Origin of the sequence: Xanthomonas pisi DSM 18956, from assembly GCF_001010415.1 — a bacterium.
Classification (GTDB): domain Bacteria; phylum Pseudomonadota; class Gammaproteobacteria; order Xanthomonadales; family Xanthomonadaceae; genus Xanthomonas; species Xanthomonas pisi.
The window spans coordinates 82,887-107,076 of sequence record NZ_JPLE01000017.1; the positions used below are offsets into that span (position 1 = coordinate 82,887).

Here is a 24,190-nt window from a genome sequence, read left to right on the forward strand (position 1 = left end):
CAGCTGGCAGCGGATGGCAGATGGCAGATGGCAGATGGCGGATGGCGGATGGCGGATGGCAGACAACGCAGCTACACCGCGCATGCACTGTCCTTCTCCCGCGCGCGGGAGAAGGTGGCGCGCAGCGCCGGATGAGGGCCAACGCGCCCCGACCCACCCGGCGCGTCTGGCGATGTGCAACGCACGCTCGACCTCAGCAGCGCCGGCACCGCAGCCGCAGACGCATACGCAAGCTCCCACCCCACTGCCGCAGCTAACGCCTCACACCTGTCGCAATCTGTCGAAAGGTCAGATTGATCCGCTCCCCCACCGGGCGCGCAGTGCGCGGCAACGCATGCTTGTAGTGCCGCTGAGTCTCCCCGGCCATCAGCAACAGATCGCCATGACCGAGCTCCAGCGCCTGCTTCAACGCCGCATCGTCGCGATGCCTGAAGGCGAACCGTCGCGTCGCGCCCAGGCTCAGCGATGCGATCATCGGCTGCGCGCCCAGCTCCGGCTCATCGTCGCTATGCCAGCCCATCGCATCGGCTCCGCTGCGGTAGCGATTGACCAGCACGCTGTTGAACGGGCAGCCGGTTTCATCCTGCAGACGCGCGCGTACCGGCCGCAGCACCTCCAACCACGGCTGCGGCGCGAACTGCGTGCCCGAGTAGCGATAGCTGGCGTCCGGATCGCCGATCCAGCTGCTCAGACGCGGCGAATCCACCACCCGCCCGAACATGCGGATGCGATGCACCTCCCACTGCACCTGGTCCAGCAGCGCCTGCATCAGCGCATCGGCGTGCGCGGCCTGTAACCAGCCGCGACACCAATGGATCCGAGCGTGCGGCAGTGCAACGCGTATCTTCATGCGCAAACGCTAGCACGCGCGCCTCGGGTCGCACCGGTAGCGGCGGATGAATCGAGGCGATTTGCCGCCATCACATGCAATCCCGGAAAATACGCGCCAGCCATCGAGCCAACGGGAGCGGAGCAATGTCGGAAGCGGGAATCGGCGCGCAAGCGTCAGAGACGGTCGAGCGCGACGTCATGGAATACGACGTCGTCACCGTCGGCGCCGGTCCGGCCGGGCTGTCGTTCGCGATCCGCCTCAAGCAGCTCAACCCCGAGTTGAGTGTGTGCGTGATCGAAAAATCCAGCACCATCGGCGCGCATATCCTCTCCGGCGCGGTGATCGAGCCTGGCCCGCTGGACGCCTTGCTGCCCGGCTGGCGCGACAACCCGCCGCCGATCTGCGTGGCCGCCACCGACGACGAGTTCTGGTTCCTCGGCAAGGACAGCGCGCGCAAGTTTCCGGTGGTGCCGCCAGGCATGCGCAACCACGGCAACTTCATCGTCAGCCTGGGCGCGATGTGCGCCTGGCTCGCGCCGCAGGCCGAAGCGCTGGGCGTGGAAATCTACCCGGGCTTTGCCGCCGCCGAGACGCTGCATGACGACAGCGGCCAGGTGATTGGCGTGCGCATCGGCGACATGGGGGTGGCCAAGGATGGCTCGCACAAGCCCGGCTATACGGCCGGCATCGATATCCGCGCCAAGGTCACCGTGCTGGCCGAAGGCGCGCGCGGGCATCTGACCAAGCGCCTGCTCACGCGCTTCGACCTCACCGCAGACAGCGACCCGCAGGGCTATTCGATTGGCATCAAGGAATTGTGGCAGGTGCCCGAAGGCCGCGTCACGCCCGGCAAGATCGTGCACACCATCGGCTGGCCCGCCGACAATCGCACCTACGGCGGCAGCTTTCTGTATCACCTGGACAACAACCAGGTCGCCCTCGGCTACGTCAGCGGACTGGACTACAGCGACCCGAGGTACCAGCCGTGGGAAGCCTTCCAGCAATGGAAAAACCACACGCTGATCAAGTCGCTGCTGGAAGGCGGCAGCATCCTGTCGGCCGGCGCGCGCGCCATCGTCACCGGCGGCTGGCAGTCGCTGCCGAAGGTCGAAATGCCAGGCGCCCTGTTGATCGGCGACACCGCCGGCCTGCTCAACGTGCCCAAGATCAAGGGCACCCACCAGGCGATCCGCAGCGGCATGCTGGCCGCCGAACACCTGGTGCACTCACAGCTGGCCCCGCAGGGTTTCGACGCAAAGCTGCGCGCCTCCGATGCGATGGCCGAACTGAAGGAAGTGCGCAACATCAAACCCGGCTTCAAGAAAGGCCTGTGGTTCGGCCTGCTCAATGCCGCCTGGGAAACCGCGCTCAAGGGCGCCTCGCCGTGGACGTTGAAGAACAAGGCGGACTGGTCGGCGCTGCACAAGCTCGGCGACTACGAACAACCCAAACGCGACTACGGCACGCGCGCGCTGGCACCGCGCGACCGCCTGCAGGCGGTGTATTTCGCTGCCACCGAGCATGACGAAGACCAGCCCGTGCACCTGAAGGTGCTCGACACCGACATCTGCGCCACCCGCTGCGTGCAGGAATACGACAACCCCTGCACCCGCTTCTGCCCCGCCAACGTCTACGAAATGGTCGCAGACACCAACAGCCCCTCCGGCAAGCGCCTGCAGATCAACGCCGCCAACTGCGTGCACTGCAAGACCTGCGACATCAAGGACCCCTACGAGATCATCACCTGGGTCACACCGGAGGGTGGTTCGGGGCCGAACTACCAGAACCTGTGACTGCATCTGGTCGCTCCGTGGGCTCACGCGCGCGCGCGCAATTATTCGGGCTGCTGCGCGCTGCGTTTCGTGCATTGCCGCTGAGCGAAGCAACGCGTGACCGTTGGCGCATGTGGTTTCTGGACAGACATTCTGGGTGGGTGCCGGAGCCTGAGCGAGGATGCGCAGGCTACGATGCCTCGCGACGCGCCGTCATCCGTGGCGATGAAGCTGCGATCGGCCACGTTGGGTATCGCCCAGCCACCTTGCCTGCGACGCTTCCAGCCACTCTGGTTGCGTTCTATTTGCCGCAATTTCATCCCATCCCGGAAAACGATGCCTGGTGGGGCAAAGGATTCACGGAGTGGCGCAACGTCACCCGTGCCCTCCCGCAGTTCGAGGGTCACCTGCAACCCAGGCTGCCCGCCGACCTGGGCTTTTACGACCTCCGAAATCCTCAGATCCTGCGTGAGCAAGCGCGGCTGGCGCAGGAATACGGCCTGGGTGCGTTTTGCTTTTATTTCTACTGGTTCGCCGGCAAGACTCTGCTGGAAATGCCGATTCGCCAGTGGCACGAAGATGACTCGATCACGCTGCCTTTTTGCCTTTGCTGGGCCAACGAGAAGTGGGCACGCCGCTGGGACGGGCGCGGCGACGATATCCTGATCGATCAGGCGCACGATGCCGACGACGATCTTGCTTTCATCGCACATGTCGCGTCCTACATGCGCAACCCGAAGTACCTGCGTGTGGATGGGCGTCCACTCTTGCTCGTCTACCGCCCCCATCTGCTACCCGAGCCAGCGCAGACGGCAGCGCGCTGGCGCGCCTGGTGTCGTGACAACGGCATCGGCGACATCCATCTTGCCTACGTGCAGGGGTTCGAACGCCCCGATCCACGCGATATCGGCTTTGATGCCGCCGTCGAATTTCCACCGAACATGAGTACCCCCCCGTCGGTCGTCGCCAAGCAGCGCCTGATAAATCTCGACTTCAACGGCGAAGTACTGGATTGGCGAGAGCTGGCGCGTGACATGGAACAGCGCCCGTTGCGCGACTACACGCTCTATCCCGGCGTCAATCCGGGCTGGGACAATGAGCCGCGTCGCTCGGGAAAGGGACGCGTCTTTCTGCACGCATCGCCTCGTCGATATCGCGACTGGTTGTCGCACACCGTACAGCACCGCCTCGCCGACGCCCCGCCAGTGCATCGCATGGTCTTTATCAACGCCTGGAACGAGTGGGCAGAAGGCGCGGTGCTCGAACCCGATACGCGTCTCGGGCATGCCTGGCTGGAGGCTACACGGCAGGCCCTGCTGACTTCGACCGGATGTACTGCAACGCCCTGCAAACATAAATTTTGCGTTGTCCTGCATGCCTGGTATCTGGACGTTCTGGACGAAACGCTCGATGCAATCGTTCGACTGGGTATGCCGCTGCGACTTGTGATCACCACCGAGACCACGCTGGTCAAGCAGGTTCGTCAGCGCGTGGCGCAACGTGAGCTGCACGCCGAGGTGGAAGGCTTCGAGAACCGCGGCCGCGACGTTCTTCCCTTTCTGCATGTCGCCAATCGACTGCTCGACGAAGGCGAACAACTGTTAGTCAAACTTCACACAAAAAAATCGACTCACCGCAACGACGGCGACGCCTGGCGACGTGAAATGCTTGCAGCGCTGTTAGCGCAACGCCACGTCGACGCAATTGTGGATGCGTTTGCCGCCGATCCGTTGCTCGGGCTCGTCGCGCCGGCAGAACATGTGTTGCCGGTCGCCGACTTTGTCGGGGCCAATGCCGACACCCTGGATTACCTGGCCGTTCGCACTGGCAGCGCCGCAGTTGCAGAACAGAGCCAGTTTGCGTCGGGCAGCATGTTCTGGGCCCGACTCGGGGCGCTGCGTCCTTTGCTCGACGCGCACCTGCAGCCGAGCGAATTCGAGAGCGAGCAAGGCCAGATTGACGGAACCCTGGCACATGCGATCGAACGATTTGTCGGCGTTACGGTGACCCAGTCCGGACACCGGCTCACAACGATCGAACAGGTTCTGGGAGTGAGCAAACCTCTCTCGGCAACGCCTTATCGCTACGCCCGCAGGGCGCCATAAAGGCGCTCTGCGGACAATGACATCGGCCTCGCCTATCGCTGCGCGGTGAAACCCACGCCGGTCTTGGCGCGCAACTCCTCCAGCCCCACCCCGTCGGCCGCTTCCACCAGGACCAGCCCATCGGCAGTGACATCGAACACGGCCAGGTCGGTGATGATGCGGTCGACCACGCCCACCCCGGTCAATGGCAGGTCGCACTCAGGCAGGATCTTGTGGCTGCCGTCCTTGGCAACGTGTTCCATCAGCACCACCACGCGCTTGACGCCGGCCACCAGGTCCATCGCCCCGCCCATGCCCTTGACCATCTTGCCGGGCACCATCCAGTTGGCCAGATCGCCGCGGTCGGTGACCTGCATCGCACCGAGGATCGCCAGGTCGATGTGGCCGCCACGAATCATCGCGAACGAGTCGTGGCTGCCGAAGTAACTGGCACCGGCGCGCGCGGTCACGGTCTGCTTGCCGGCATTGATCAGGTCGGCGTCCACTTCGTCTTCGGCAGGAAACGGGCCGATGCCGAGCAGGCCATTTTCCGATTGCAGCCACACGTCCACGCCGTCGGGGATGTGATTGGCCACCAGCGTCGGCAGGCCGATCCCCAGGTTGACGTAAGCGCCGTCGGTCAATTCGCGTGCCGCGCGTGCGGCCATCTGATCTCGGGTCCAGGCCATCAGTGCTGTCCTTCGCGCACGGTGCGCTGTTCGATGCGTTTTTCCGGTGCGGTGTTGAGCACCAGCCGGTCGACGTAGATGCCAGGCAGATGCACCTGGTCCGGGTCGATCGTGCCCAGCTCCACGAGTTCCTCGACCTCGGCAATGCAGACGCGGCCGGCCATGGCGCAGGCCGGGTTGAAATTGCGCGCGGTCTTGCGAAAGACCAGGTTGCCGGCGGTATCGGCGCGCCATGCCTTGACCAGCGCGACATCGGCATGCAGCGCCGTTTCCAGCACATAGTGCTTGCCGTCGAATTGCCGGGTTTCCTTGCCCTCGGCCACGATGGTGCCGTAGCCGGTAGCGGTATAGAACGCGGGAATTCCCGCACCGCCCGCACGCAGGCGCTCGGCCAGGGTGCCCTGCGGATTGAATTCCAGCTCGAGCTCGCCAGCCAGATATTGGCGCTCGAATTCCTTGTTTTCGCCCACGTAGGACGAAATCATCTTGCGGATCTGCCGGGTGGCCAGGAGTTGGCCAAGCCCGAATCCATCGACGCCGGCGTTGTTGGAAATCACCGTCAATCCGCCGACCCCGCTGTCGCGCACGGCGGCGATCAGGGCCTCGGGAATCCCGCACAAACCAAAGCCGCCCACCGCCAGCGTCTGGCCATCGGCCAGCACGCCATCCAGCGCTGCAGCTGCGTCGGCATAGCGTTTACCGCCGGCCTTCCCCTCTCCATCGTTGCGCATCACCGCCCTCGCCTCGCTGATGTAAAGGCCCATTCTATCCGCTGACTGTTCCCTGTCCCCGGTCGCAATTCCGCCACACCCAAGACACGGCGCACCCGCTAAACTCGGGTGTCCCCCACCTCAGGAATTGCCCATGACGCTACCCGCCTTCAAGGCCTACGACATTCGCGGCCGCGTGCCGGATGAACTCAACGAGGACTTGGCCCGCCGGATCGGCGTGGCACTGGCGGCGCAGCTGGATCAAGGGCCCGTGGTCCTGGGCCACGACGTGCGCCTGGCCAGCCCGGCCTTGCAGGACGCGCTGTCGGCAGGCCTGCGTGCCAGCGGCCGCGAGGTGATCGACATCGGCCTGTGCGGCACCGAGGAGGTCTATTTCCAGACCGATTACCTGAAGGCCGCCGGCGGCGTGATGGTCACCGCCAGCCACAATCCGATGGACTACAACGGCATGAAGCTGGTGCGCGAGCAGGCCCGGCCGATCAGTTCCGATACCGGCCTGTTCGCGATCCGCGACACGGTTGCTGCCGATACCGCTGCAGCCGGCGAGCCCACCGCAAGCGAGCAGAGCCGCACCGACAAGACCGCCTATCTCGAGCACCTGCTCAGCTACGTCGACCGCAGCACGCTCAAGCCGCTCAAGCTGGTCGTCAATGCGGGCAATGGCGGCGCGGGCCTGATCGTTGACCTGCTTGCACCGCATCTTCCCTTCGAATTCGTGCGCGTGTTCCATGAGCCGGACGGCAACTTCCCCAACGGCATTCCCAATCCGCTGCTACCGGAAAACCGCGATGCAACCGCCAAGGCGGTCAAGGATCATGGCGCCGACTTCGGCATCGCATGGGATGGCGATTTCGACCGTTGCTTCTTCTTCGATCACACCGGACGCTTCATCGAAGGCTATTACCTGGTCGGTTTGCTGGCGCAGGCCATTTTGGCCAAGCAGCCCGGCGGCAAGGTCGTGCACGACCCGCGCCTGACCTGGAACACGGTCGAGCAGGTCGAGGAAGCCGGCGGCATCCCTGTGCTGTGCAAGAGCGGCCACGCTTTCATCAAGGAAAAGATGCGCAGCGAAAACGCCGTGTATGGCGGCGAGATGAGCGCGCACCACTACTTCCGCGAATTCGCCTACGCCGATTCGGGGATGATCCCGTGGCTGCTGATCGCCGAGCTGGTGTCGCAGTCCGGTCGTTCGCTGGCCGACCTGGTCGAAGCGCGCATGCAGAAGTTCCCGTGCAGCGGCGAGATCAACTTCAAGGTTGCCGATGCCAAGGCCTCGGTCGCCCGCGTGATGGAACACTACGCCGACTTGTCGCCCGAGCTGGACTACACCGACGGCATCAGTGCGGATTTCGGCCAGTGGCGCTTCAACCTGCGCAGCTCCAACACCGAGCCGCTGTTGCGCCTGAACGTGGAAACGCGCGGCGATGCCGCACTGCTGGAAAGCCGCACGCAAGAGATTTCCGACTTGCTGCGCGGTTGATTGACTCTCCTCTCCCACCCATAGACGCACTTTGGAGTTTCCCCCGCCCATGAGCGACGTCCTACCCATCATTTTGTCCGGCGGTTCCGGCACGCGCCTGTGGCCGCTGTCGCGCGAATCCTATCCCAAGCAGTTCCTGCCGCTGGTCGGCGACAAGAGCATGCTGCAGGCGACCTGGCTGCGCTCGGCTCCGGTCGCAGGCCATGCGCCGATCGTGGTTGCCAACGAAGAACATCGCTTCATGGCAGCCGAGCAGTTGCAGCAGCTGGGCGTGAAGCCCTCTGCCATTTTGTTGGAGCCCAAGGGACGCAATACCGCCCCGGCGATCGCGGTCGCTGCCCTGGAAGCCATGCGCAACGGCGCCGACCCGCTGCTTCTGGTCCTTCCGTCCGATCACGTCATTCAGAACGAAGCCGCGTTCCAGGCCGCAGTGACGGCAGCAGCTGGTGCGGCCGAGCAAGGCAAGCTGGTCACCTTCGGCATCAAGCCGACCGCGCCCGAAACCGGCTACGGCTACATCAAGGCCGGTGCCGGCACTGGCGCCAGCGCCGTCGAGCGTTTCGTCGAGAAGCCCGACCTGGCGACCGCGCAGGGTTACCTGGCCAGCGGCGAGTACTACTGGAACAGCGGCATGTTCCTGTTCCGTGCCTCGCGTTACCTGGAGGAACTGCGCAAGTTCCACCCGGCCATTGCTGATGCCTGCCAGAAAGCCTGGGAAAACGGCAAGCGCGATGCCGACTTCACCCGCCTGGACAAGGACGCGTTCGCGGCCAGCCCGTCGGATTCGATCGACTACGCGGTGATGGAAAAGACCGCCGATGCGGTCGTGGTCCCATTGGATGCCGGCTGGAACGACGTCGGTTCGTGGTCGTCGCTGCTGGATGTGTCCGAGCAGGACGCCCACGGCAACGCGCATCATGGCGACGTGATCCAGGTCGACTGCCGCAACACCTACGCCTACGGCTCGCGCCTGATCGCCATGGTCGGCCTGGAAGACGTGGTCGTCGTCGAGACGCCGGACGCCGTGCTGGTCGGTCATCGCGATCGCATCCAGGAGGTCAAGGACGTGGTCGGGCAGATCAAGACGGCTGGCCGTTCCGAGGCCACCTGGCATCGCAAGGTCTATCGTCCGTGGGGCGCTTACGACTCCATCGACATGGGCCAACGTCACCAGGTCAAGCGCATCACCGTCAAGCCCGGTGCGGTGCTGAGCCTGCAGATGCACCACCATCGCGCCGAACACTGGATCGTGGTGAGCGGAACCGCCGAAGTCACCCGTGGCGACGAGGTCCTGCTGCTGACCGAAAACCAGAGTACCTACATCCCACTGGGCGTGACCCATCGCCTGCGCAATCCGGGCAAGTTGCCGCTGGAGCTGATCGAAGTACAGTCCGGCAGCTACCTGGGCGAAGACGACATCGTGCGTTTCGAAGATACCTACGGGCGCGCCTGATCGGCCGCTTGCGCTATCTGTTCTGAACAAAAAACAGCCGGAAATCCCGGCTGTTTTTTGTTGTGGATCTGATCCGTGGCGTCACCGCGACCCGGGCGCTGCCGTCAACGTCTGGCCGCCGTCAACTCGGCAATCACCTGCTGCAAACCGGCCTCCCATTGCGGCAACACGATGCCGAAATCGTTCTGCAGCTTGTCGACCGACAACCGCGAGTATGCCGGCCGTTTTGCTGGCGTCGGGTAGTCCGCTGTGGTGATCGGCACGACACGCGGCGCGCGCGCGAGCAAGCCCGCCGCGACGGCCTGATCGAAGATGGCCTCGGCAAACCCGTGCCAACTGGTCTGGCCCGCCGCCGTCAGGTGCCAGGTCCCCGACGTGCCGGGACTGTGCTGACGCAGCAACTGCGCGGTGACATCGGCAATCAAGGCAGCAGGCGTTGGTGTACCGATCTGGTCGGCCACCACCCGCAGTTCGTCGCGCTCTGCACCCACGCGCAGCATCGTGCGCAGGAAATTGGCGCCATGCGAGGCGTACACCCAGGCAGTGCGCAAGATCAGATGTTGGGCGCCCGACGCCCGAATCGCCTGCTCGCCGGCAAGCTTGGTTTCGCCATACACACCCAGCGGCGAGGTGTGCGACTCTTCTCGATAGGGAGCGGTGCCTTGCCCGTCGAAGACGTAATCGGTGGAGTAATGCACCAATGGCACATCGTGCGCGGCACACCATTGCGCGATGACGCCTGGAGATTGCGCATTTGCACGCATGGCGCTGTCGCGATCCTGCTCGGCACGGTCCACCGCAGTGTAGGCGGCAGCATTGACCACAGCGGCTGGATGGATGCGGTCCAGCAAACCTGTCAACGTGCCTGGCGCGTCGAAATCGGCAGTTTCGCAAGCGCTGCCATCAGGCAGTTGACCACTGCGTGTCGTCGCGATTACCGCGCCATCGGCCGCAAGCGCGCGCAACAATTCGGTGCCGACCTGCCCGTTTGCGCCGAACACCAAAATGGTCACGGCGAAAACACCGGCAGGCGCTCGACCGGCACATCGGACAGGAACGGCGCAGCTGCGTCCTTGGCGGAAAGCACCGGGTCGCTGATCGGCCAGTCGATCCCGATCGCTGCATCGTCCCAACGCACGCCTGCATCGGCTTCCTTGACGTAGACGTCAGTGCACAGGTAACTGAAGACCGCACGCTCTGACAGCACCGCAAAACCGTGCGCAAAGCCTTCCGGAATCCAGAATTGCTTTTTGTTTTCTGCGCTCAATATCACTGCCTCCCACTGGCCAAAGGTGGGCGAGCCATGACGTACGTCAACGGCCACGTCGTAAACCTCCCCTTCGAGCACGCTGACCAGCTTGCCCTGCGGCCGCGGCCACTGGTAGTGCAAGCCGCGCAGCACGCCTTTGGCCGAAGTCGACACGTTGCTTTGCACGAACCGCGTCGGCAAACCCTGTTGGCCAAAACGTTCCGCGTTCCAGGTCTCGAAAAAATAGCCGCGCTCATCGCCAAACACCGCCGGCTCGATCACCACGCAGCCAGACAGCTTGGTTTCAATCACTTTCATGGAACAACTCCTCTTAACGCCAATTCGTGCAGATACTTGCCGTAGTCGTTCTTTCGCAACGGTGCTGCCAGGCGCTCCAGTTGCTCGGCATCGATCCAGCCTTGGCCAAACGCGATTTCTTCAGGGCAACACACCTGCAGACCTTGCCGCATCTGGATGGTCTCGATGAAATTGGCTGCTTCGTGCAACGACTGATGCGTACCGGTATCCAGCCACGCATAGCCACGCCCTAGCGGCTCAAGATGCAGGTTGCCCGCATCCAGATAGCAGCGATTGAGATCGGTGATCTCCAGCTCTCCGCGTGGCGATGGCTTCAGCGCAGCCGCATAGTCGCTGGCCTTGCCATCATAAAAATACAACCCCGTGACCGCATAGTTGGAGCGGGGTTTTTCGGGCTTTTCGGCAATATCGATGACCTTGCCGTGCTGATCGAATTCGGCAACGCCGTAGCGCTCCGGGTCATTGACCCAGTAACCGAAGACGGTTGCACCCTGCTCGCGCGCATCGGCGCGGCGCAAGGTCTCGGTCAGGCCATGCCCATGAAAGATGTTGTCGCCCAATACCAGGCAGCTCGGCTTGCCATCGACGAAATCGCGACCGATCAGATACGCCTGCGCCAGTCCATCGGGACTCGGTTGCACGGCATATTGGATGTTGACTCCCCACTGCGAGCCATCACCCAGCAGCGACTGAAACAGTGCCTGCTCATGGGGTGTATTGATGATCAGGATGTCGCGGATGCCCGCCAGCATCAGAACACTGAGCGGGTAATAGATCATCGGCTTGTCGTACACCGGCAGCAACTGCTTGCTGACGCCCTTGGTGATCGGATACAGGCGGGTGCCGGAGCCGCCTGCCAGGATGATGCCTTTGCGTTGTGTCATGAGGTAGTCCTGTTGAAGCCCGCACAGCAGTGCATGGGCGCTTGGGAGGTGCGCGCGTTATGCCGCGGCGCCGATCCGTTCCAGCCGATAGCTGCCATCCAGCACGCCCTGCACCCATGTCTGGTGGTTGAGATACCACTCCACCGTCTGCGCAATGCCTTGCTCGAAGCTATAAGCCGGTTCCCAGCCCAGCTCGTCCTTCAGTTTCGAGGCGTCGATCGCATAGCGACGGTCATGCCCCGGGCGATCGGTGACGTAGGTGATCTGGCTCGCACGCGGCTTGCCATCTTCGCGCGGACGATGTTGATCCAGCAGTGCGCAGATCGCCTGCACGACTTCGATGTTCTGACGTTCGGAGTTGCCGCCCACGTTGTAGGTCTCACCGACCCTGCCCTTGGCCAGCACCGTGCGGATCGCCTCGCAATGATCGCTGACGAACAGCCAGTCGCGCACCTGCTTGCCGTCGCCGTAGACCGGCAGCGGCTCGCCAGCCAGTGCCTTGGCGATGACCAGCGGGATGAGCTTTTCGGGGAAGTGGTACGGGCCGTAGTTGTTCGAGCAATTGGTGGTCAGCACCGGCAGACCATAGGTGTGGTGGAACGCGCGTACCAGATGGTCCGAGGCGGCCTTGGAGGCCGAATACGGCGAATTGGGCGCATAGGGCGTGGTTTCGGTGAACTTGCCGGTTTCGCCGAGCGTGCCGTAGACCTCGTCGGTAGAGACGTGCAGAAAACGGAACGCGTCGCGACGCGTGTCCGGCAATCCCTTCCAGTAATCGCGAACCGCCTCGAGCAATGCCAGGGTGCCGACCACATTGGTCTGGATGAAGGCACCGGGGCCTTCGATCGAGCGATCCACATGGCTTTCGGCTGCGAAGTTCAGGACCGCGTCGGGCTGGTACTCCTGCAGCAGCCGGGTGACGAGCGCCCCGTCGCCGATATCGCCCTTGATGAACACGTGATCGGCATTGCCTTGCAGCGATGCCAACGTGTTCAGATTTCCTGCGTAGGTCAGCGCGTCGAGATTGACCACGCGAATCCCGCGCGAGACCGCCTCAAGAACAAAATTGCCGCCGATGAAGCCGGCACCGCCGGTTACTAGCCAAGTCGCCACTGTCTACCCCTCCTGGTCGCGCGCGAACCGCGCTGCGTTTTCAAACCACACAGGATATACGGTCCGGGCATTATCGAGCTTAAGCGCGAGCGAGTCCGCATGGCTTCCCATGTCGCACCGCAGCATCCATACGCCATCGCATGGTGGATGCTGCCCGGTTAGAATGGGCGCACTCCCGAGCCTGCCGCCGCGGCCGGGCCTTCCCGCAATAGCTGAAGGATCTCGTACACGATGAAAATCCTCGTCGCCTACAAGCGCGTGGTGGACTACAACGTCCGCATTCAGGTCAAGCCGGATGGCTCCGGCGTGGTGACCGACGGCGTCAAGCTGTCGCCGAACCCGTTCGACGAAATCGCCCTCGAAGAGGCGTTGCGCCTGCGCGATGCCGGCACTGCCACCGAGGTGGTGGTCGCCACGCTCGCCCCGGCCGATGCCGCCGCGCACCTGCGCAACGGCCTGGCGATGGGTGCCAACCGCGCCATCCACGTGGTCACCGATGCGGCCATCCAGCCGCTGACTGCCGCACGCGCGCTGCTGAAGCTGGTCGAGAAGGAACAGCCGGATCTGGTCATCCTGGGCAAGCAGGCCATCGACGATGACGCCAACCAGACCGGCCAGATGCTGGCCACCTTGTGGGGTCGCCCGCAGGCGACCTTCGCCGGCAAGCTGGTGGTTGCCGATGGCAAGGCCACGGTGACGCGCGAAGTGGATGCCGGTCTGGAAACGCTGGAAGTGGACCTGCCGGCGGTGATCACCACCGATCTGCGCCTGAACGAGCCGCGCTTCATCAAGCTGCCGGACATCATGAAGGCCAAGAGCAAGCCGATGGAGACCCTCGCTTTCGCCGATCTGGGCGTGGACGCGCACGACAGTCTGACCACCACCCACTATGCGGCGCCGGCCAAGCGCAGCCGCGGCGTGATGGTCAAGGACGCCGCCGAACTGGTGGCCGCACTCAAGCAGAAGGGGTTGTTGTAATGGCCAAGATTCTCATCGTTGCCGAACACCTCAACGGCCAGCTCAACGCGGCCACTGCCAAGACCCTGAGCGCCGGCCTGGCCGTGTCGCCCGAGTCGATCGACGTGGTCGTGCTGGCGGCCGATCCTGCGGCCGTTGCGGCCCAGGCCGCGCAGTTGGCGGGTGTTGCCCGCGTGCTGACGGTGACCAACGCTGCCAACGAACACGCCGTCGCGCAGGTGCTCGGGCCCCAGATCGCGCAGCTGGCCGGTCAGGGCTACACCCATGTCTTCGGCCCCTCCACCACGTTCGGCAAGGACCTGATGCCGGTAGTGGCCGCGCTGCTGGGCGTCAACCAGATCTCCGACCTGATGACGGTCGAAGATGCATATACCTTCAAGCGCCCGATCTACGCCGGCAACGCCATCATCACCGTGAAGGCACCGGCCGACCAGGTCGTGGTGGCAACCGTGCGCAGCGCCTCGTGGCCGGAAGCGGCTACCGGCGGAAACGCAGCGGTCGAGCCCGCCAGCATCGATGTCGCACTGCCGACGCACACCCGCTTCATCGGCCTGGCTGCAGGCAACTCCGACCGCCCCGACCTGCAGAGCGCCAAGCGCGTGGTCTCCGGCGGCCGCGGCGTCGGCTCGGCCGAGAACTTCAAGCACATCTACAGCCTGGCCGACAAACTCGGTGCCGCCGTCGGTGCTTCGCGTGCGGCGGTCGATGCCGGCTACGTGCCCAATGAGCTGCAGGTCGGACAGACCGGCAAGATCATCGCGCCCGAGCTCTACGTGGCGATCGGCATCAGCGGCGCGATCCAGCACCTGACCGGCATCAAGGACGCCGGCACGATCGTGGCGATCAACAAGGACCCGGAATCACCGATCTTCGAGATCGCCGATATCGGGTTGGTGGGGGATTTGTTTACGCTGCTGCCTGAGTTGGAGGCTGCGCTGGGCTAAGAGCACCTGACGAAACTCCAGCGACGTTGCCAGGTCGGCGCAGCCCGGGCTCAGTGCGGCATGTACGATTCGTACATTCCAGCTACCGAGCGCTACCGAAACCTTCCTGGCGACTGTTCGCGACATTTCGTTAGCCTTTCGAAGGTCCTGTCGGCTGCAATGGCTCCACCCTCGCCACCAAATATCAGCGATGCCGCCAAGCCGCGGCATCGTCTGGATTATCTGGCCGCCTTCGTGCTTGTGCTGTGTGCGGGGTACGTGGCTGTACTGCTGTGGCTGGATCACGGCAACGGTACCTTCTCCAAGCTAGGCGATGTCTGGCAGTTGATGTCGCTGGCAATCGTGCCGGTGTCCATCACTTATTTGTTCCGATATTGGCGGTGGCGTTGGTTGCTGCGCCGAAAGGGACATCGAGTACCGTTCTTGCACGGTCTGGCTGGCTATCTGGCGGGCTTTGCGCTGACTGCTACGCCCGGCAAGGCGGGTGAGCTGATGCGTATCCGCTACTTCGCGCGCATGGGCATTCCGCCCGAGCGCACGCTTGGGGTCTTCGTCTTCGAGCGTGCATCCGACCTGCTGGTGATCCTGTCCTTTTCGCTGCTGGCTGCACCGGTGTTCCCGACCCTGGGAGCCCTGGCCGCAGTGGTACTGGGTTTTGTATGCGTGTTGTTCGGTGCAGCGGCCTGGCCCGCTCTACTCGACCGGTTGACCTCCCTGGGCGAACACTTGCCTGGAACATGGTTGCGACGCCTGACCCGTTTCGGCCTCGCCGCAGTGCTGGAACTACGCAGCTGCCTGGACCTTAGAGCCTTCGCGCAAAGCATGCTTGCCGGGTCGATCGCTTGGGGGCTAACGTCGGCGGTATTCGTGGGATTGTGCACAGGCATGGGCTTGCCGCTAGATCCTGTTGTCGCGTTCGGCATCTACCCACTGGCGATGCTGATTGGCGCATTGTCTTTCGTTCCGGGAGGTGTGGGCACCACCGAACTAGCCATTGTTTTGATGCTTGATCGGCTCGGAATCTCCGCCGCAGACGCAATTGCGGTCGCTGTCGCCGCGCGCTTGGTCACGCTCTGGTACGCGATCGCAGTTGGCGCGGTGGCCATGTCGATCGCCGAATTTGCCTTACAAAACGAGGCAAGCCTAGTCGACTAGGTATAATCGCGGCCCCGCAATGGATCGCCAGGCCGTCGATGTCCGCCCCTACCAGCAGCTCCACTCGTCCGGTTGTTTCGGGACGCGCCTTGTGCGTGGATCTGGATGGCACGCTTCTGAATTCGGACATCCTTTACGAGTCGTTGCTCGCCTTGCTGGCGCGCAGCCCGCTGTATCTGTTCCTGCTGCCGCTGTGGCTGTTGCGCGGCAAGGCGGCACTGAAACGCGAGCTGGCCTCGCGCGTGGCATTGCCCGCAGAAACCCTGCCCTACAACCCCCAGGTACTGGAGCTTCTGCGAACCACGACACAGCGCCCGCGGGTGCTGTGCACCGCCTCTGACGCGCTGTTGGTGACGCCAATCGCCGCGCATCTGGGCTTGTTCGAACAAGTGATCGCAAGCGACGGCAAGCGCAACCTGTCCGGCCGCAACAAGGCAGATGTGCTGGTTGAGACGTTCGGCCAGGGCAACTTCGATTACGCCGGCAACGGCAGCGTGGACCTGCACGTGTGGGACAAGGCCGGCGGCGCCTGGGTCGTCAACAATGGCACCGCGCTTGCAAAGGCCGCCGCACAACGCACGACCGTGCATGCGCACTGGCCCGCTCCATCGCGCGGCAGCGCATGGCTCAAGGCTCTGCGACTGCATCAATGGTTGAAGAATCTGTTGGTGTTCGTCCCGCTGCTCACCGCGCACCGCTTCCTGGATCTGGAATCGGTAGTGCAATCCACAATTGCACTGGTGGCATTCGGGCTGTGCGCATCCGGCGTGTATATCCTCAATGACCTGCTCGATCTGACCCCGGACCGTCAGCATCCGCGCAAGCGAAGGCGACCGTTCGCTGCTGGCCGACTGCCCTTGTTGCAAGGCCTGCTTGTCGCGCCTGCGCTCACCATTGCCGGACTGCTGCTTTCCCTGGCCTGCAGCATCGAGTTTACGCTGGTGTTGTTGGCCTATTACGTCATGACCCTGGCCTATTCGCTGCGTTTGAAGCGCATTGTGATGATTGATGTAGTGCTGCTTGCAGCGCTATACACCGTGCGCATCATCGGCGGAGCAATGGCGATCGGTATCGAATTGTCGTTTTGGCTACTGGCCTTCTCGATGTTCATGTTCCTATCGCTGGCATTGCTCAAGCGCTACACAGAGCTGCATGCCATGTTGAGCAGCGGCAAGACCAAGGCCAGTGGGCGTGCGTACTCGGTGGAGGACCTTTCGCTGCTGCAGTCGATGGGCACGGCAGCCGGCTACATCGCGGTAATGGTGATGGCGCTGTACATCAACAGTCCCGAGAGTGTGGAGCTGTACCGCAATCCCAAGCTGCTCTGGCTGGTGTGTCCGGTGTTGCTGTACTGGGTGAGCCGGGTCTGGATCATCGCCCATCGCGGAGAGATGCATGATGACCCGATCGTGTTCGCCGCCACCGATCGCGTAAGCCAGATCGTTGTGGTGCTGTGCGGGTTATTCGCCCTGAGCGCCATCTGATGGTGGCGGGGCAATCCTGGGGGCGGTATCCCAGAGCGCAGCAGATGCTGCTACCGATCAACGATCGTGCGGCGAATCTGCCCGCATTCGACGGCCTTGCGCTGCCGCGTGGTAACGGGCGCAGTTATGGCGACAGTTGCCTGAACCCGGATGGCGCACTGCTGTGCGCGCGCGGACTCGATCGCTTCATCGCCTTCGATCCGGCCACTGGCGTGTTGCGTTGCGAAGCCGGTGTCACCCTGGCCGACATCATCGAGCTGGTGCTGCCACAGGGCTGGTTTCTGCCGGTCACGCCTGGCACACGCTATGTGACCGTCGCCGGCGCGATCGCCAACGACGTGCACGGCAAGAACCATCACCGTACCGGCAGCTTCGGCCATCACCTGCGCGCATTCGAATTGCTGCGCAGCGATGGCGAGCGCCGCCTCTGCAAGCCGCACGATGCCGATGGCTGGTTCGCAGCCACGTTGGGGGGGCTGGGCTTGACCGGGCTGATCACCTGGGCCGAACTTCAATTACGCCGCGTCGCCAGCCCGGCGCTGGAAACGGAGAACATCCGCTTCGGCTCGCTCGATGAGTTCTTTGCGTTGTCGGCAGCATCGGCAGATAGCCACGAATACAGCGTCGCCTGGATCGATTGCCTGGCAAGCGGGAAGGCGCGTGGCCGTGGACATTTCATCCGCGCCGATCATTGTACCGGGCTGCCCCAGGAACGGCCGCCCCCTCCAGGCAAGGGCCTGTCCATGCCGATCACGCCGCCGATGTCGTTGGTGAACAAGCTGTCGCTGCGGCCCTTCAACACGCTCTACTACTGGCGCCAACCCGCACCGCGCAAGCGCGCTGTCAGTCATCTCCTGCCGTTCTTCTATCCGCTGGACGGCATCCGGGACTGGAACCGCATGTACGGACCCGCCGGCTTTCTGCAATACCAGTGTGTATTGCCGCCGAGCGCCTCCCGCGATGGCGTCGACGCTTTGCTGGGCGAAATCGCACGCAGTGGTAGCGGCTCGTTCCTGGCTGTGCTGAAGGAGTTCGGCAACACACCGTCCCTGGGCATGCTGTCCTTTCCCAGGCCGGGTACCACGCTGGCACTGGATTTTCCCAATACCGGCCCTGCTGTATTGAGCCTGCTCGAACGCCTCGACCGTATCGTCGACGAGACTGGCGGCGCTCTGTACCCTGCCAAGGACGCACGTATGGCGGCGCACTCGTTTCAGCGCGCCTACGGCCGCTGGCGCGAATTCAGCGGCTATCTCGATCCACGTTTTTCTTCCGGCTTCTGGCGCCGGGTCACGGAGTAGACATGCAACGCGTCCTCATCATCGGGGCCACCTCGGCCATCGCCGAAGCAACCGCCCGACGCTACGCCGCACGCGGGGCGGCCATCCACCTGCTCGGCCGCCAGGCCACGCGCCTGGAAACAATTGCCGCAGACCTCACGACCCGCGGCGCCCGAATCAGCATCGACGTGCTGGATGTCAACGACGATGCACGTCATGGCGAGATCCTGGATGCTGCCTGGGCTGCATTGGGCGGCGTCGATGTCGTATTGATCGCGCATGGCACGCTACCGGATCAAGCCGCGTGTAACGCATCGGTCGAACTATCGCTGCACGAGTTCGCAACCAACGGCACTTCCACAATTGCCCTGTGCGCAGCGATTGTGCCGCGACTAATGTCGGGCGCCACGCTTGCTGTCATTTCTTCAGTGGCGGGAGATCGCGGCCGAGCTAGCAACTACCTCTACGGCAGTGCCAAAGCGGCCGTGACTGCCTACCTGAGCGGCCTGGGACAGCGCCTGCGCACGGAAGGCATCAACGTCCTCACGATCAAGCCAGGCTTCGTCGACACGCCCATGACCGCGGCTTTCAAGAAGGGCGCACTGTGGGCAAAGCCGGACCAGATCGCCAAGGGAATCCTCGCTGCAGTGGACAGGCGTCGCGCCGTCGCCTATCTGCCGGCTTTTTGGTGGGCCATCATGCTGGTGATCAAGAACATACCGGAATTCATTTTTCGTCGCATCTCGCTATAAACCGCTCCACCCACAGAGGAAGTGCTGAGATGCCAGACATCGACCAAGATCTCGACGTACTCTATCAACACCGTTTCCCGAAGGAAGAACTCGCCAACAAGAACCGGATCTGGCAAGTGTTGTGCACGCAGTATTTCAGCCGGTTCGTCAAACCGAATGAGACCGTGGTCGACATCGGAGCCGGGTATTGCGAGTTCATCAACAACATTCCAGCCGCGCACAAGATCGCCGTCGATCTCAATCCCGACGTGCGCAAGTTCGCCGCCGATGGCATCCGCATCATCAACGAGTCGTGCACTGCAGTCAGCTCGATCCCTAGCGCCAGTGTCGATGCGGTGTTCATGAGCAACTTTCTTGAGCACCTGCCAACCAAGGATCTGGTGTTGCAAACGCTGCGGGAAAGCGCACGTATGCTCAAGCCGGGTGGAAGAGTCATCATCTTGCAACCCAATATTCGCTTTCTGTACGACGAGTATTGGGATTACTTCGACCACCATACGGCGCTAAGCGACCGCAGCCTGGTAGAGGGAGTACTGATGGCGGGATTGGATCCGCAGGTGGTGATCCCCAAATTCCTGCCCTATACCACCAAGAGCCGACTACCGCAGGCTCCCTGGCTGGTATCGCTGTACCTGCGCATCCCGCTCGCCTGGCACGTCCTGGGTAAGCAAGCGCTGGTCGTTGCCTACAAGCGCGACTGACCCATTCCTCCATTCGTTTCAGAGTCCAGCCATGGCACAGAAAAGTGACAAGATCGTGTTGACCGGTGCCGCAGGCCTGGTGGGACAGAATCTCATCGTCGAGATGAAACAGCAGGGATATACGCAGCTGGTCGCCATCGACAAGCACGAGCACAACCTCGATATCTTGCGCAACCTGCATCCGGATGTGACGACGATCTTGGCCGACCTCGCCGAACCTGGTGCCTGGAGCGAAGCGTTCGCAGGCGCTCGCCTGGTGGTACAGCTGCACGCACAGATCACCGGCAAGTTCCGCACATTGTTCGACCGCAACAACCTGCAGGCGACCGAGCGCGTGCTGAAGGCCTGCGCGGATCACCAGGTTCCATACATGGTGCATATCAGCTCATCGGTGGTGAATTCGGTTGCCACGGATGACTACACAGACACAAAGAAGCTGCAGGAGGCGCTAGTTCGCACCAGTGGAATCCCTCACTGCGTGCTGCGTCCGACGTTGATGTTCGGCTGGTTCGATCCCAAGCACCTGGGATGGCTATCGCGCTTCATGGCCCGCACTCCGGTATTCCCAATCCCCGGAGATGGAAAGTTCATGCGCCAACCGTTGTACGAGCGTGATTTTTGTCGCTGCATCGTGCAGTGCATCGAACGCGAACCTGCGGGCAATATCTACGATATCGTCGGCGCCACGCGTGTGGATTACGTCGATATCATTCGTACCATCAAGCGCGCAAAGCAACTGCGCACTGTGATCGTGCATATCCCGATTGGCTTCTTTGCCTTTTTACTCCGGGTGTACAGCCTATTCAGCAGCAAGCCTCCATTCACCGCCGATCAACTCAAGGCACTCTCGGCCGGCGATGACTTCAAAGGCGTAGATACGCAGGCTATTTTCGGCGTAACCCAGACTCCGTTCGAAGAGGCCATCCGCGAAAGCTACTGCGACCCGCGCTACAGTCACATCGTCCTCAAGCGTTGACACGCCGTACAAGCCGGCATCCATCATCTCCAAGGCAGACATGAGCAAGTATTCAATTATCGGCAGTGGCCCCATGGGCTTGATGGCCGCACTCGAACTTCTCGACCGCGGCCACGCGGTGGACATCTATGAGCGCGACGACCGCATCGGCGGCATGTCGGCGGCGTTCGACTTCGACGGCCTTTCGATCGAACGCTACTACCATTTCATCTGCAAAACCGATTACCCATTGTTCAAATTGCTCGATCGCCTTGGCATGGCCGACAAATTGAAGTGGACCGACACCAAAATGGGGTATTTCTACGATGGCCGATTGTATAAATGGGGCTCACCGTTCGCGCTGCTGAGCTTCCCGCACCTCGGCCCGATCAGCAAGCTGCGCTATGCGCTGCACGTCATGCACACCAAGAGCATCTCCGATTGGTCAGCGCTCGACAAGGAGAACGCACGCGACTGGATCACAGGCTGGATCGGCAAGAAAGCCTACAAGGTCATGTGGGAGAAAGCGTTCGGCCTGAAGTTCTTCGAGTACGCCAACGACCTGTCGGCATCGTGGATCGGCACGCGCATCAAACGCATCGCCCTCTCCCGCCGCAACCTGTTCAACGAGAGCCTGGGTTATCTGCAGGGCGGCTCGGCAATCCTGCTGGATGCCATGGTGGCCGAGATCCAGCGTCGCGGCGGCCGTATCCTGCTCGGCCAGCCGATCGATGAAGTGGTTTCCGAAGCCGGCAAGGTCACTGGTATTCGCGTGGGCAATCAATTCCACGCATACGATGCAGTGATCTCAACTGCACCGATTCAGTACGTGCCGGCGATGGTTCCGGGACTGCCTACGGCATTCGCTGATTCCATACGGCGAATCGAAAATATTCCGGTCGCATGCGTCATTCTCAAGCTTAGCCAACCGATCAGCGAAAACTTCTGGATGAATATCAGCGATGACGGCATCGCTATTCCGGGCGTGATCGAATACAGCAACCTCAACCCGGGCACGGACAACGCGCAGAAGATCCTGTACGCGCCCTATTACATGCCCAAAACCCACCCGAAGTGGCAATGGAGCAATCAGCAGCTGATCGATGAAGTCATCAGCTACATGCCCAAGATCAACCCGGCATTCAAACCGGAGTGGGTCCTCGCCACGCACTGTCACCGTTACGAATTTGCGCAGACCATCTGCCCCCCAGGTTTTCAGGACATGCTGCCGGCGATGAAGACACCATTGACCGGCTTCTATATGGCCGATACAGCGTATTACTATCCTGAGGATCGCTCGATTTCCGAGAGCTTGGCAGTCGGTACCACGCTGGCCGAGACTGCAGCAGGCGAGCCGTGATCAGCAAACGCTTTTTCATGTTTATCGTATCCGGTGGCATTGCAGCCGCTGCCAATTTCTGTTCGCGCATCCTCTTCAGCCAGTGGTTGCCATACTCACTTGCGATCGTTCTGGGCTTCATGGTTGGCCTTGTCGTGGCATTCGTGCTGATGCGACAACTTGCCTTCAAGGACACCAGCAACGCAGCGCATTCGCAGGTGATGTGGTTCCTGGTCGTTAATGCTATTGCGCTCCTGCAAACCTTCTGCGTCAGCCTACTGCTGGCTCGTTGGCTGCTGCCCTTGTTGGGCGTCACTCGCGGCGCGGAGACCATTGCGCACGCCATCGGCGTCGCCACTCCGGTGCTGACGAGTTACATCGGTCACAAACGACTATCTTTCCGCAGCTAACAACGACGCACCCACCCAGCCAGCCAGCGCTCTAACCTTCCTGCTCCACTCAATGACAAGCACTCCATACGACATGATTCCCAGCGAGCATTTCAACGGCGCAAGCAAAGCGGTAGACACCTGGCACGTTGTCATCGCCTTCATCGTCTCCTCCTTGCTCATTGCGGCATACAGCCACCTGATCGGGCTCAACATAACGCCGTTCAAGGCAGAATCGGGCTTGTTCATCGCGCAAGCCTGGAGCCATGGCGACCATTTCGATTTCATCAAGCCGTTGTTGACGCATGCTCGCAACGGCCACTTCACACCGGTGTTCTTCGTCTTGGAGTTCGTGCAGGCGGGTTGGTTTGGCGCTGATGAGCAGTACTGGTTCATTCGTCAGATGCTTGTGCTCGGACTTCTGTCGACCTCACTCTATCTGCTCAGCCGCTCCGCACTTGTATTTACGTCTCTGCATCAGCGGGCCTGCGCGGTCATCGCAGGGCTGGTGGCAATGGCATTCGTCGTACAACCCACCGTTCTAGAATTGACGACGTGGCCATTCATGGCCGCCCAGCTGCTTTGTATTTCTTGCGGCGCAATGGCAACGTCGAATCTGCTGAACGCCACACGCACGAGTGACATCAAACACATTTACTGGGCTCTCGCATGGGGCTATGCCTCGATGCATCTGTTCGGCGTGGGCTTCACGATCAGCGTTACGGTCATCGTGGCCACCATCGCATGTACATGGGCACTCAGACTGCCAGCCAAGGCATATGCAGCCGCTACGGCGGCTACGATCATGACACTGATACATGCCGCAGTCATGGCACAGAGCCCCGAGCAAGCGACTGGCGAGCGGGCGGTCGGCTGGGGCGATCAAGTGACCAGAATGGGCGCTCTCTACATGGGGTCTGTCCAGGGCGGTGCCCGCTCGCTTTGGGCTAACGGCCGCTTCCCTTGGCCGAATCCCGATACCTATGCCACCGACGCAGCATATGGGTACGCGCTACTTCTCGCCCTGGTCGCGACAGCGATCGCACTGTTATGGAAGGGCCGACGGGAGCAGAAGCCGTTACTGGTCGCTTACGGACTGCTTACTGGAATCTTCGCGTTTTCGCTGGGGCTTTATTGCGCCCTGATCGTGGTTCGCCTCCAGTATTCACCTGGAAACACCGCGATAAATCCATTTCTATTCGGCACTCGCTACCTGATCTTTCCCGCGTTTTTCATTTTTCTACTCACCCCCTTGCTTCTGATTCCGATGGCAAAAAGTCTGGGGAATTGGGCCATCCTGCCCACCAGCGCGATTGGCGGAGGGGCCGCGATCGCGACTTACGTCTTTTTCACGACGGTGACGACGCTTTGGCCAATTTTCGCAACGCCATTCTCGGTAAGCTGGTCCAAGGTCGTGAATGACGCCCGTATGCAACTGAAGACGACAGGCTTCATTCAAGACCGTCCACTTTTAGAATTGGATCCCGAGTTCCACGCTGAACTGCATCAGTTCAGCGGATTGCTAGAAAGCGAACTTGGCTGCCGCGACTGCGTGAAATTCCAAGACCAAGGTAAATGAAAATGATGACGGGCAGGTCGGCACGCCTG

The 24,190-nt window shown here is 62.1% G+C and carries 22 protein-coding genes and 1 other RNA gene; 16 read left to right on the forward strand and 7 right to left on the reverse strand.

Annotated elements, in window-relative coordinates; genetic code table 11:
* Window positions 1-253 precede the first annotated feature (253 nt).
* Window positions 254-850, reverse strand: coding sequence for an alpha-ketoglutarate-dependent dioxygenase AlkB family protein (locus Y887_RS05075; RefSeq protein ID WP_046963302.1), 597 nt, complete (start codon window positions 848-850; stop codon window positions 254-256).
* A gap of 125 nt (window positions 851-975) precedes the next feature.
* On the opposite strand from Y887_RS05075, the gene Y887_RS05080 reads away from it, so the two are divergent.
* Window positions 976-2,625, forward strand: a complete 1,650-nt coding sequence (locus Y887_RS05080; protein ID WP_046963303.1) for an electron transfer flavoprotein-ubiquinone oxidoreductase — start codon at window positions 976-978, stop codon at window positions 2,623-2,625.
* Complete coding sequence (locus Y887_RS05085; RefSeq protein ID WP_046963304.1) at window positions 2,622-4,709, forward strand: glycoside hydrolase family 99-like domain-containing protein; 2,088 nt, start codon at window positions 2,622-2,624, stop codon at window positions 4,707-4,709. Before Y887_RS05080 ends, Y887_RS05085 begins: the two co-directional genes overlap by 4 nt.
* A 32-nt stretch (window positions 4,710-4,741) precedes the next feature.
* On the opposite strand, the gene Y887_RS05090 is transcribed toward Y887_RS05085, so the two are convergent.
* Window positions 4,742-5,377 (reverse strand): CoA transferase subunit B, encoded by a 636-nt coding sequence (locus tag Y887_RS05090; RefSeq protein WP_046963305.1) that lies wholly within the window; start codon window positions 5,375-5,377, stop codon window positions 4,742-4,744.
* The gene (locus Y887_RS05095) at window positions 5,377-6,108 is read right to left on the reverse strand and encodes a CoA transferase subunit A (RefSeq protein ID WP_046963384.1); all 732 of its coding nucleotides are present in this window, start codon (window positions 6,106-6,108) and stop codon (window positions 5,377-5,379) included. The genes Y887_RS05090 and Y887_RS05095 overlap by 1 nt, the downstream gene beginning before the upstream one ends.
* A gap of 133 nt (window positions 6,109-6,241) precedes the next feature.
* On the opposite strand from Y887_RS05095, the gene Y887_RS05100 reads away from it, so the two are divergent.
* Window positions 6,242-7,588, forward strand: coding sequence for a phosphohexomutase domain-containing protein (locus Y887_RS05100; protein WP_046963306.1), 1,347 nt, complete (start codon window positions 6,242-6,244; stop codon window positions 7,586-7,588).
* Window positions 7,589-7,637: 49 nt separating this feature from the next.
* Window positions 7,638-9,041 carry a mannose-1-phosphate guanylyltransferase/mannose-6-phosphate isomerase gene (locus tag Y887_RS05105; protein ID WP_046963307.1) on the forward strand — a complete coding sequence of 468 codons (1,404 nt, stop codon included), beginning with the start codon at window positions 7,638-7,640 and terminating at the stop codon, window positions 9,039-9,041.
* 104 nt (window positions 9,042-9,145) lie between these two features.
* Here Y887_RS05105 and rfbD read toward each other — a convergent pair whose 3' ends face one another.
* From rfbD to rfbB, 4 genes are read right to left on the reverse strand one after another with little or no spacing between them, the layout of a single operon-like run.
* A complete protein-coding gene (gene rfbD / locus Y887_RS05110) occupies window positions 9,146-10,054 on the reverse strand; it encodes a dTDP-4-dehydrorhamnose reductase (protein ID WP_046963308.1) in 909 nt (302 codons plus the stop codon).
* Window positions 10,051-10,608: a dTDP-4-dehydrorhamnose 3,5-epimerase gene (gene rfbC, locus Y887_RS05115; RefSeq protein WP_046963309.1), complete on the reverse strand. Its 558-nt coding sequence runs from the start codon at window positions 10,606-10,608 to the stop codon at window positions 10,051-10,053. The genes rfbD and rfbC overlap by 4 nt, the downstream gene beginning before the upstream one ends.
* Window positions 10,605-11,492 carry a glucose-1-phosphate thymidylyltransferase RfbA gene (rfbA, locus tag Y887_RS05120; RefSeq protein WP_046963310.1) on the reverse strand — a complete coding sequence of 296 codons (888 nt, stop codon included), beginning with the start codon at window positions 11,490-11,492 and terminating at the stop codon, window positions 10,605-10,607. The genes rfbC and rfbA overlap by 4 nt, the downstream gene beginning before the upstream one ends.
* A 57-nt stretch (window positions 11,493-11,549) precedes the next feature.
* Entirely contained in the window at window positions 11,550-12,605 is a 1,056-nt protein-coding gene (gene rfbB, locus Y887_RS05125; RefSeq protein ID WP_046963311.1) for a dTDP-glucose 4,6-dehydratase, read from the reverse strand.
* Between the two features lie 231 nt (window positions 12,606-12,836).
* Here rfbB and Y887_RS05130 point away from each other — a divergent pair, with 231 nt between their 5' ends.
* From Y887_RS05130 to Y887_RS05180, 12 genes are all read left to right on the forward strand, one after another.
* Window positions 12,837-13,583 (forward strand): electron transfer flavoprotein subunit beta/FixA family protein, encoded by a 747-nt coding sequence (locus Y887_RS05130; RefSeq protein WP_046963312.1) that lies wholly within the window; start codon window positions 12,837-12,839, stop codon window positions 13,581-13,583.
* Window positions 13,583-14,527: an electron transfer flavoprotein subunit alpha/FixB family protein gene (locus Y887_RS05135; RefSeq protein ID WP_046963313.1), complete on the forward strand. Its 945-nt coding sequence runs from the start codon at window positions 13,583-13,585 to the stop codon at window positions 14,525-14,527. The genes Y887_RS05130 and Y887_RS05135 overlap by 1 nt, the downstream gene beginning before the upstream one ends.
* A gap of 60 nt (window positions 14,528-14,587) precedes the next feature.
* Window positions 14,588-14,663: non-coding RNA, sX9 sRNA (locus Y887_RS18645), on the forward strand.
* A 23-nt stretch (window positions 14,664-14,686) separates the two neighbouring features.
* On the forward strand, window positions 14,687-15,682 hold the full coding sequence (locus tag Y887_RS05140) for a lysylphosphatidylglycerol synthase transmembrane domain-containing protein (RefSeq protein WP_046963314.1): 996 nt from the start codon (window positions 14,687-14,689) through the stop codon (window positions 15,680-15,682).
* A gap of 95 nt (window positions 15,683-15,777) precedes the next feature.
* Window positions 15,778-17,166 (forward strand): UbiA family prenyltransferase, encoded by a 1,389-nt coding sequence (locus Y887_RS05145; protein WP_046963385.1) that lies wholly within the window; start codon window positions 15,778-15,780, stop codon window positions 17,164-17,166.
* A complete protein-coding gene (locus tag Y887_RS05150) occupies window positions 17,166-18,467 on the forward strand; it encodes an FAD-binding oxidoreductase (RefSeq protein WP_046963315.1) in 1,302 nt (433 codons plus the stop codon). Before Y887_RS05145 ends, Y887_RS05150 begins: the two co-directional genes overlap by 1 nt.
* Before the next feature lie 2 nt (window positions 18,468-18,469).
* Window positions 18,470-19,198, forward strand: a complete 729-nt coding sequence (locus Y887_RS05155; protein ID WP_046963316.1) for an SDR family oxidoreductase — start codon at window positions 18,470-18,472, stop codon at window positions 19,196-19,198.
* 29 nt (window positions 19,199-19,227) lie between these two features.
* Window positions 19,228-19,899, forward strand: a complete 672-nt coding sequence (locus tag Y887_RS05160; protein ID WP_046963317.1) for a class I SAM-dependent methyltransferase — start codon at window positions 19,228-19,230, stop codon at window positions 19,897-19,899.
* Between the two features lie 31 nt (window positions 19,900-19,930).
* On the forward strand, window positions 19,931-20,875 hold the full coding sequence (locus tag Y887_RS05165) for an NAD-dependent epimerase/dehydratase family protein (protein ID WP_046963318.1): 945 nt from the start codon (window positions 19,931-19,933) through the stop codon (window positions 20,873-20,875).
* Window positions 20,876-20,915: 40 nt separating this feature from the next.
* Window positions 20,916-22,214, forward strand: coding sequence for an NAD(P)/FAD-dependent oxidoreductase (locus tag Y887_RS05170; protein ID WP_046963319.1), 1,299 nt, complete (start codon window positions 20,916-20,918; stop codon window positions 22,212-22,214).
* On the forward strand, window positions 22,211-22,603 hold the full coding sequence (locus Y887_RS05175) for a GtrA family protein (protein ID WP_046963320.1): 393 nt from the start codon (window positions 22,211-22,213) through the stop codon (window positions 22,601-22,603). The genes Y887_RS05170 and Y887_RS05175 overlap by 4 nt, the downstream gene beginning before the upstream one ends.
* A 73-nt stretch (window positions 22,604-22,676) precedes the next feature.
* A complete protein-coding gene (locus Y887_RS05180; RefSeq protein ID WP_046963321.1) occupies window positions 22,677-24,161 on the forward strand; it encodes a hypothetical protein in 1,485 nt (494 codons plus the stop codon).
* The last annotated feature ends 29 nt before the right edge of the window (window positions 24,162-24,190 follow it).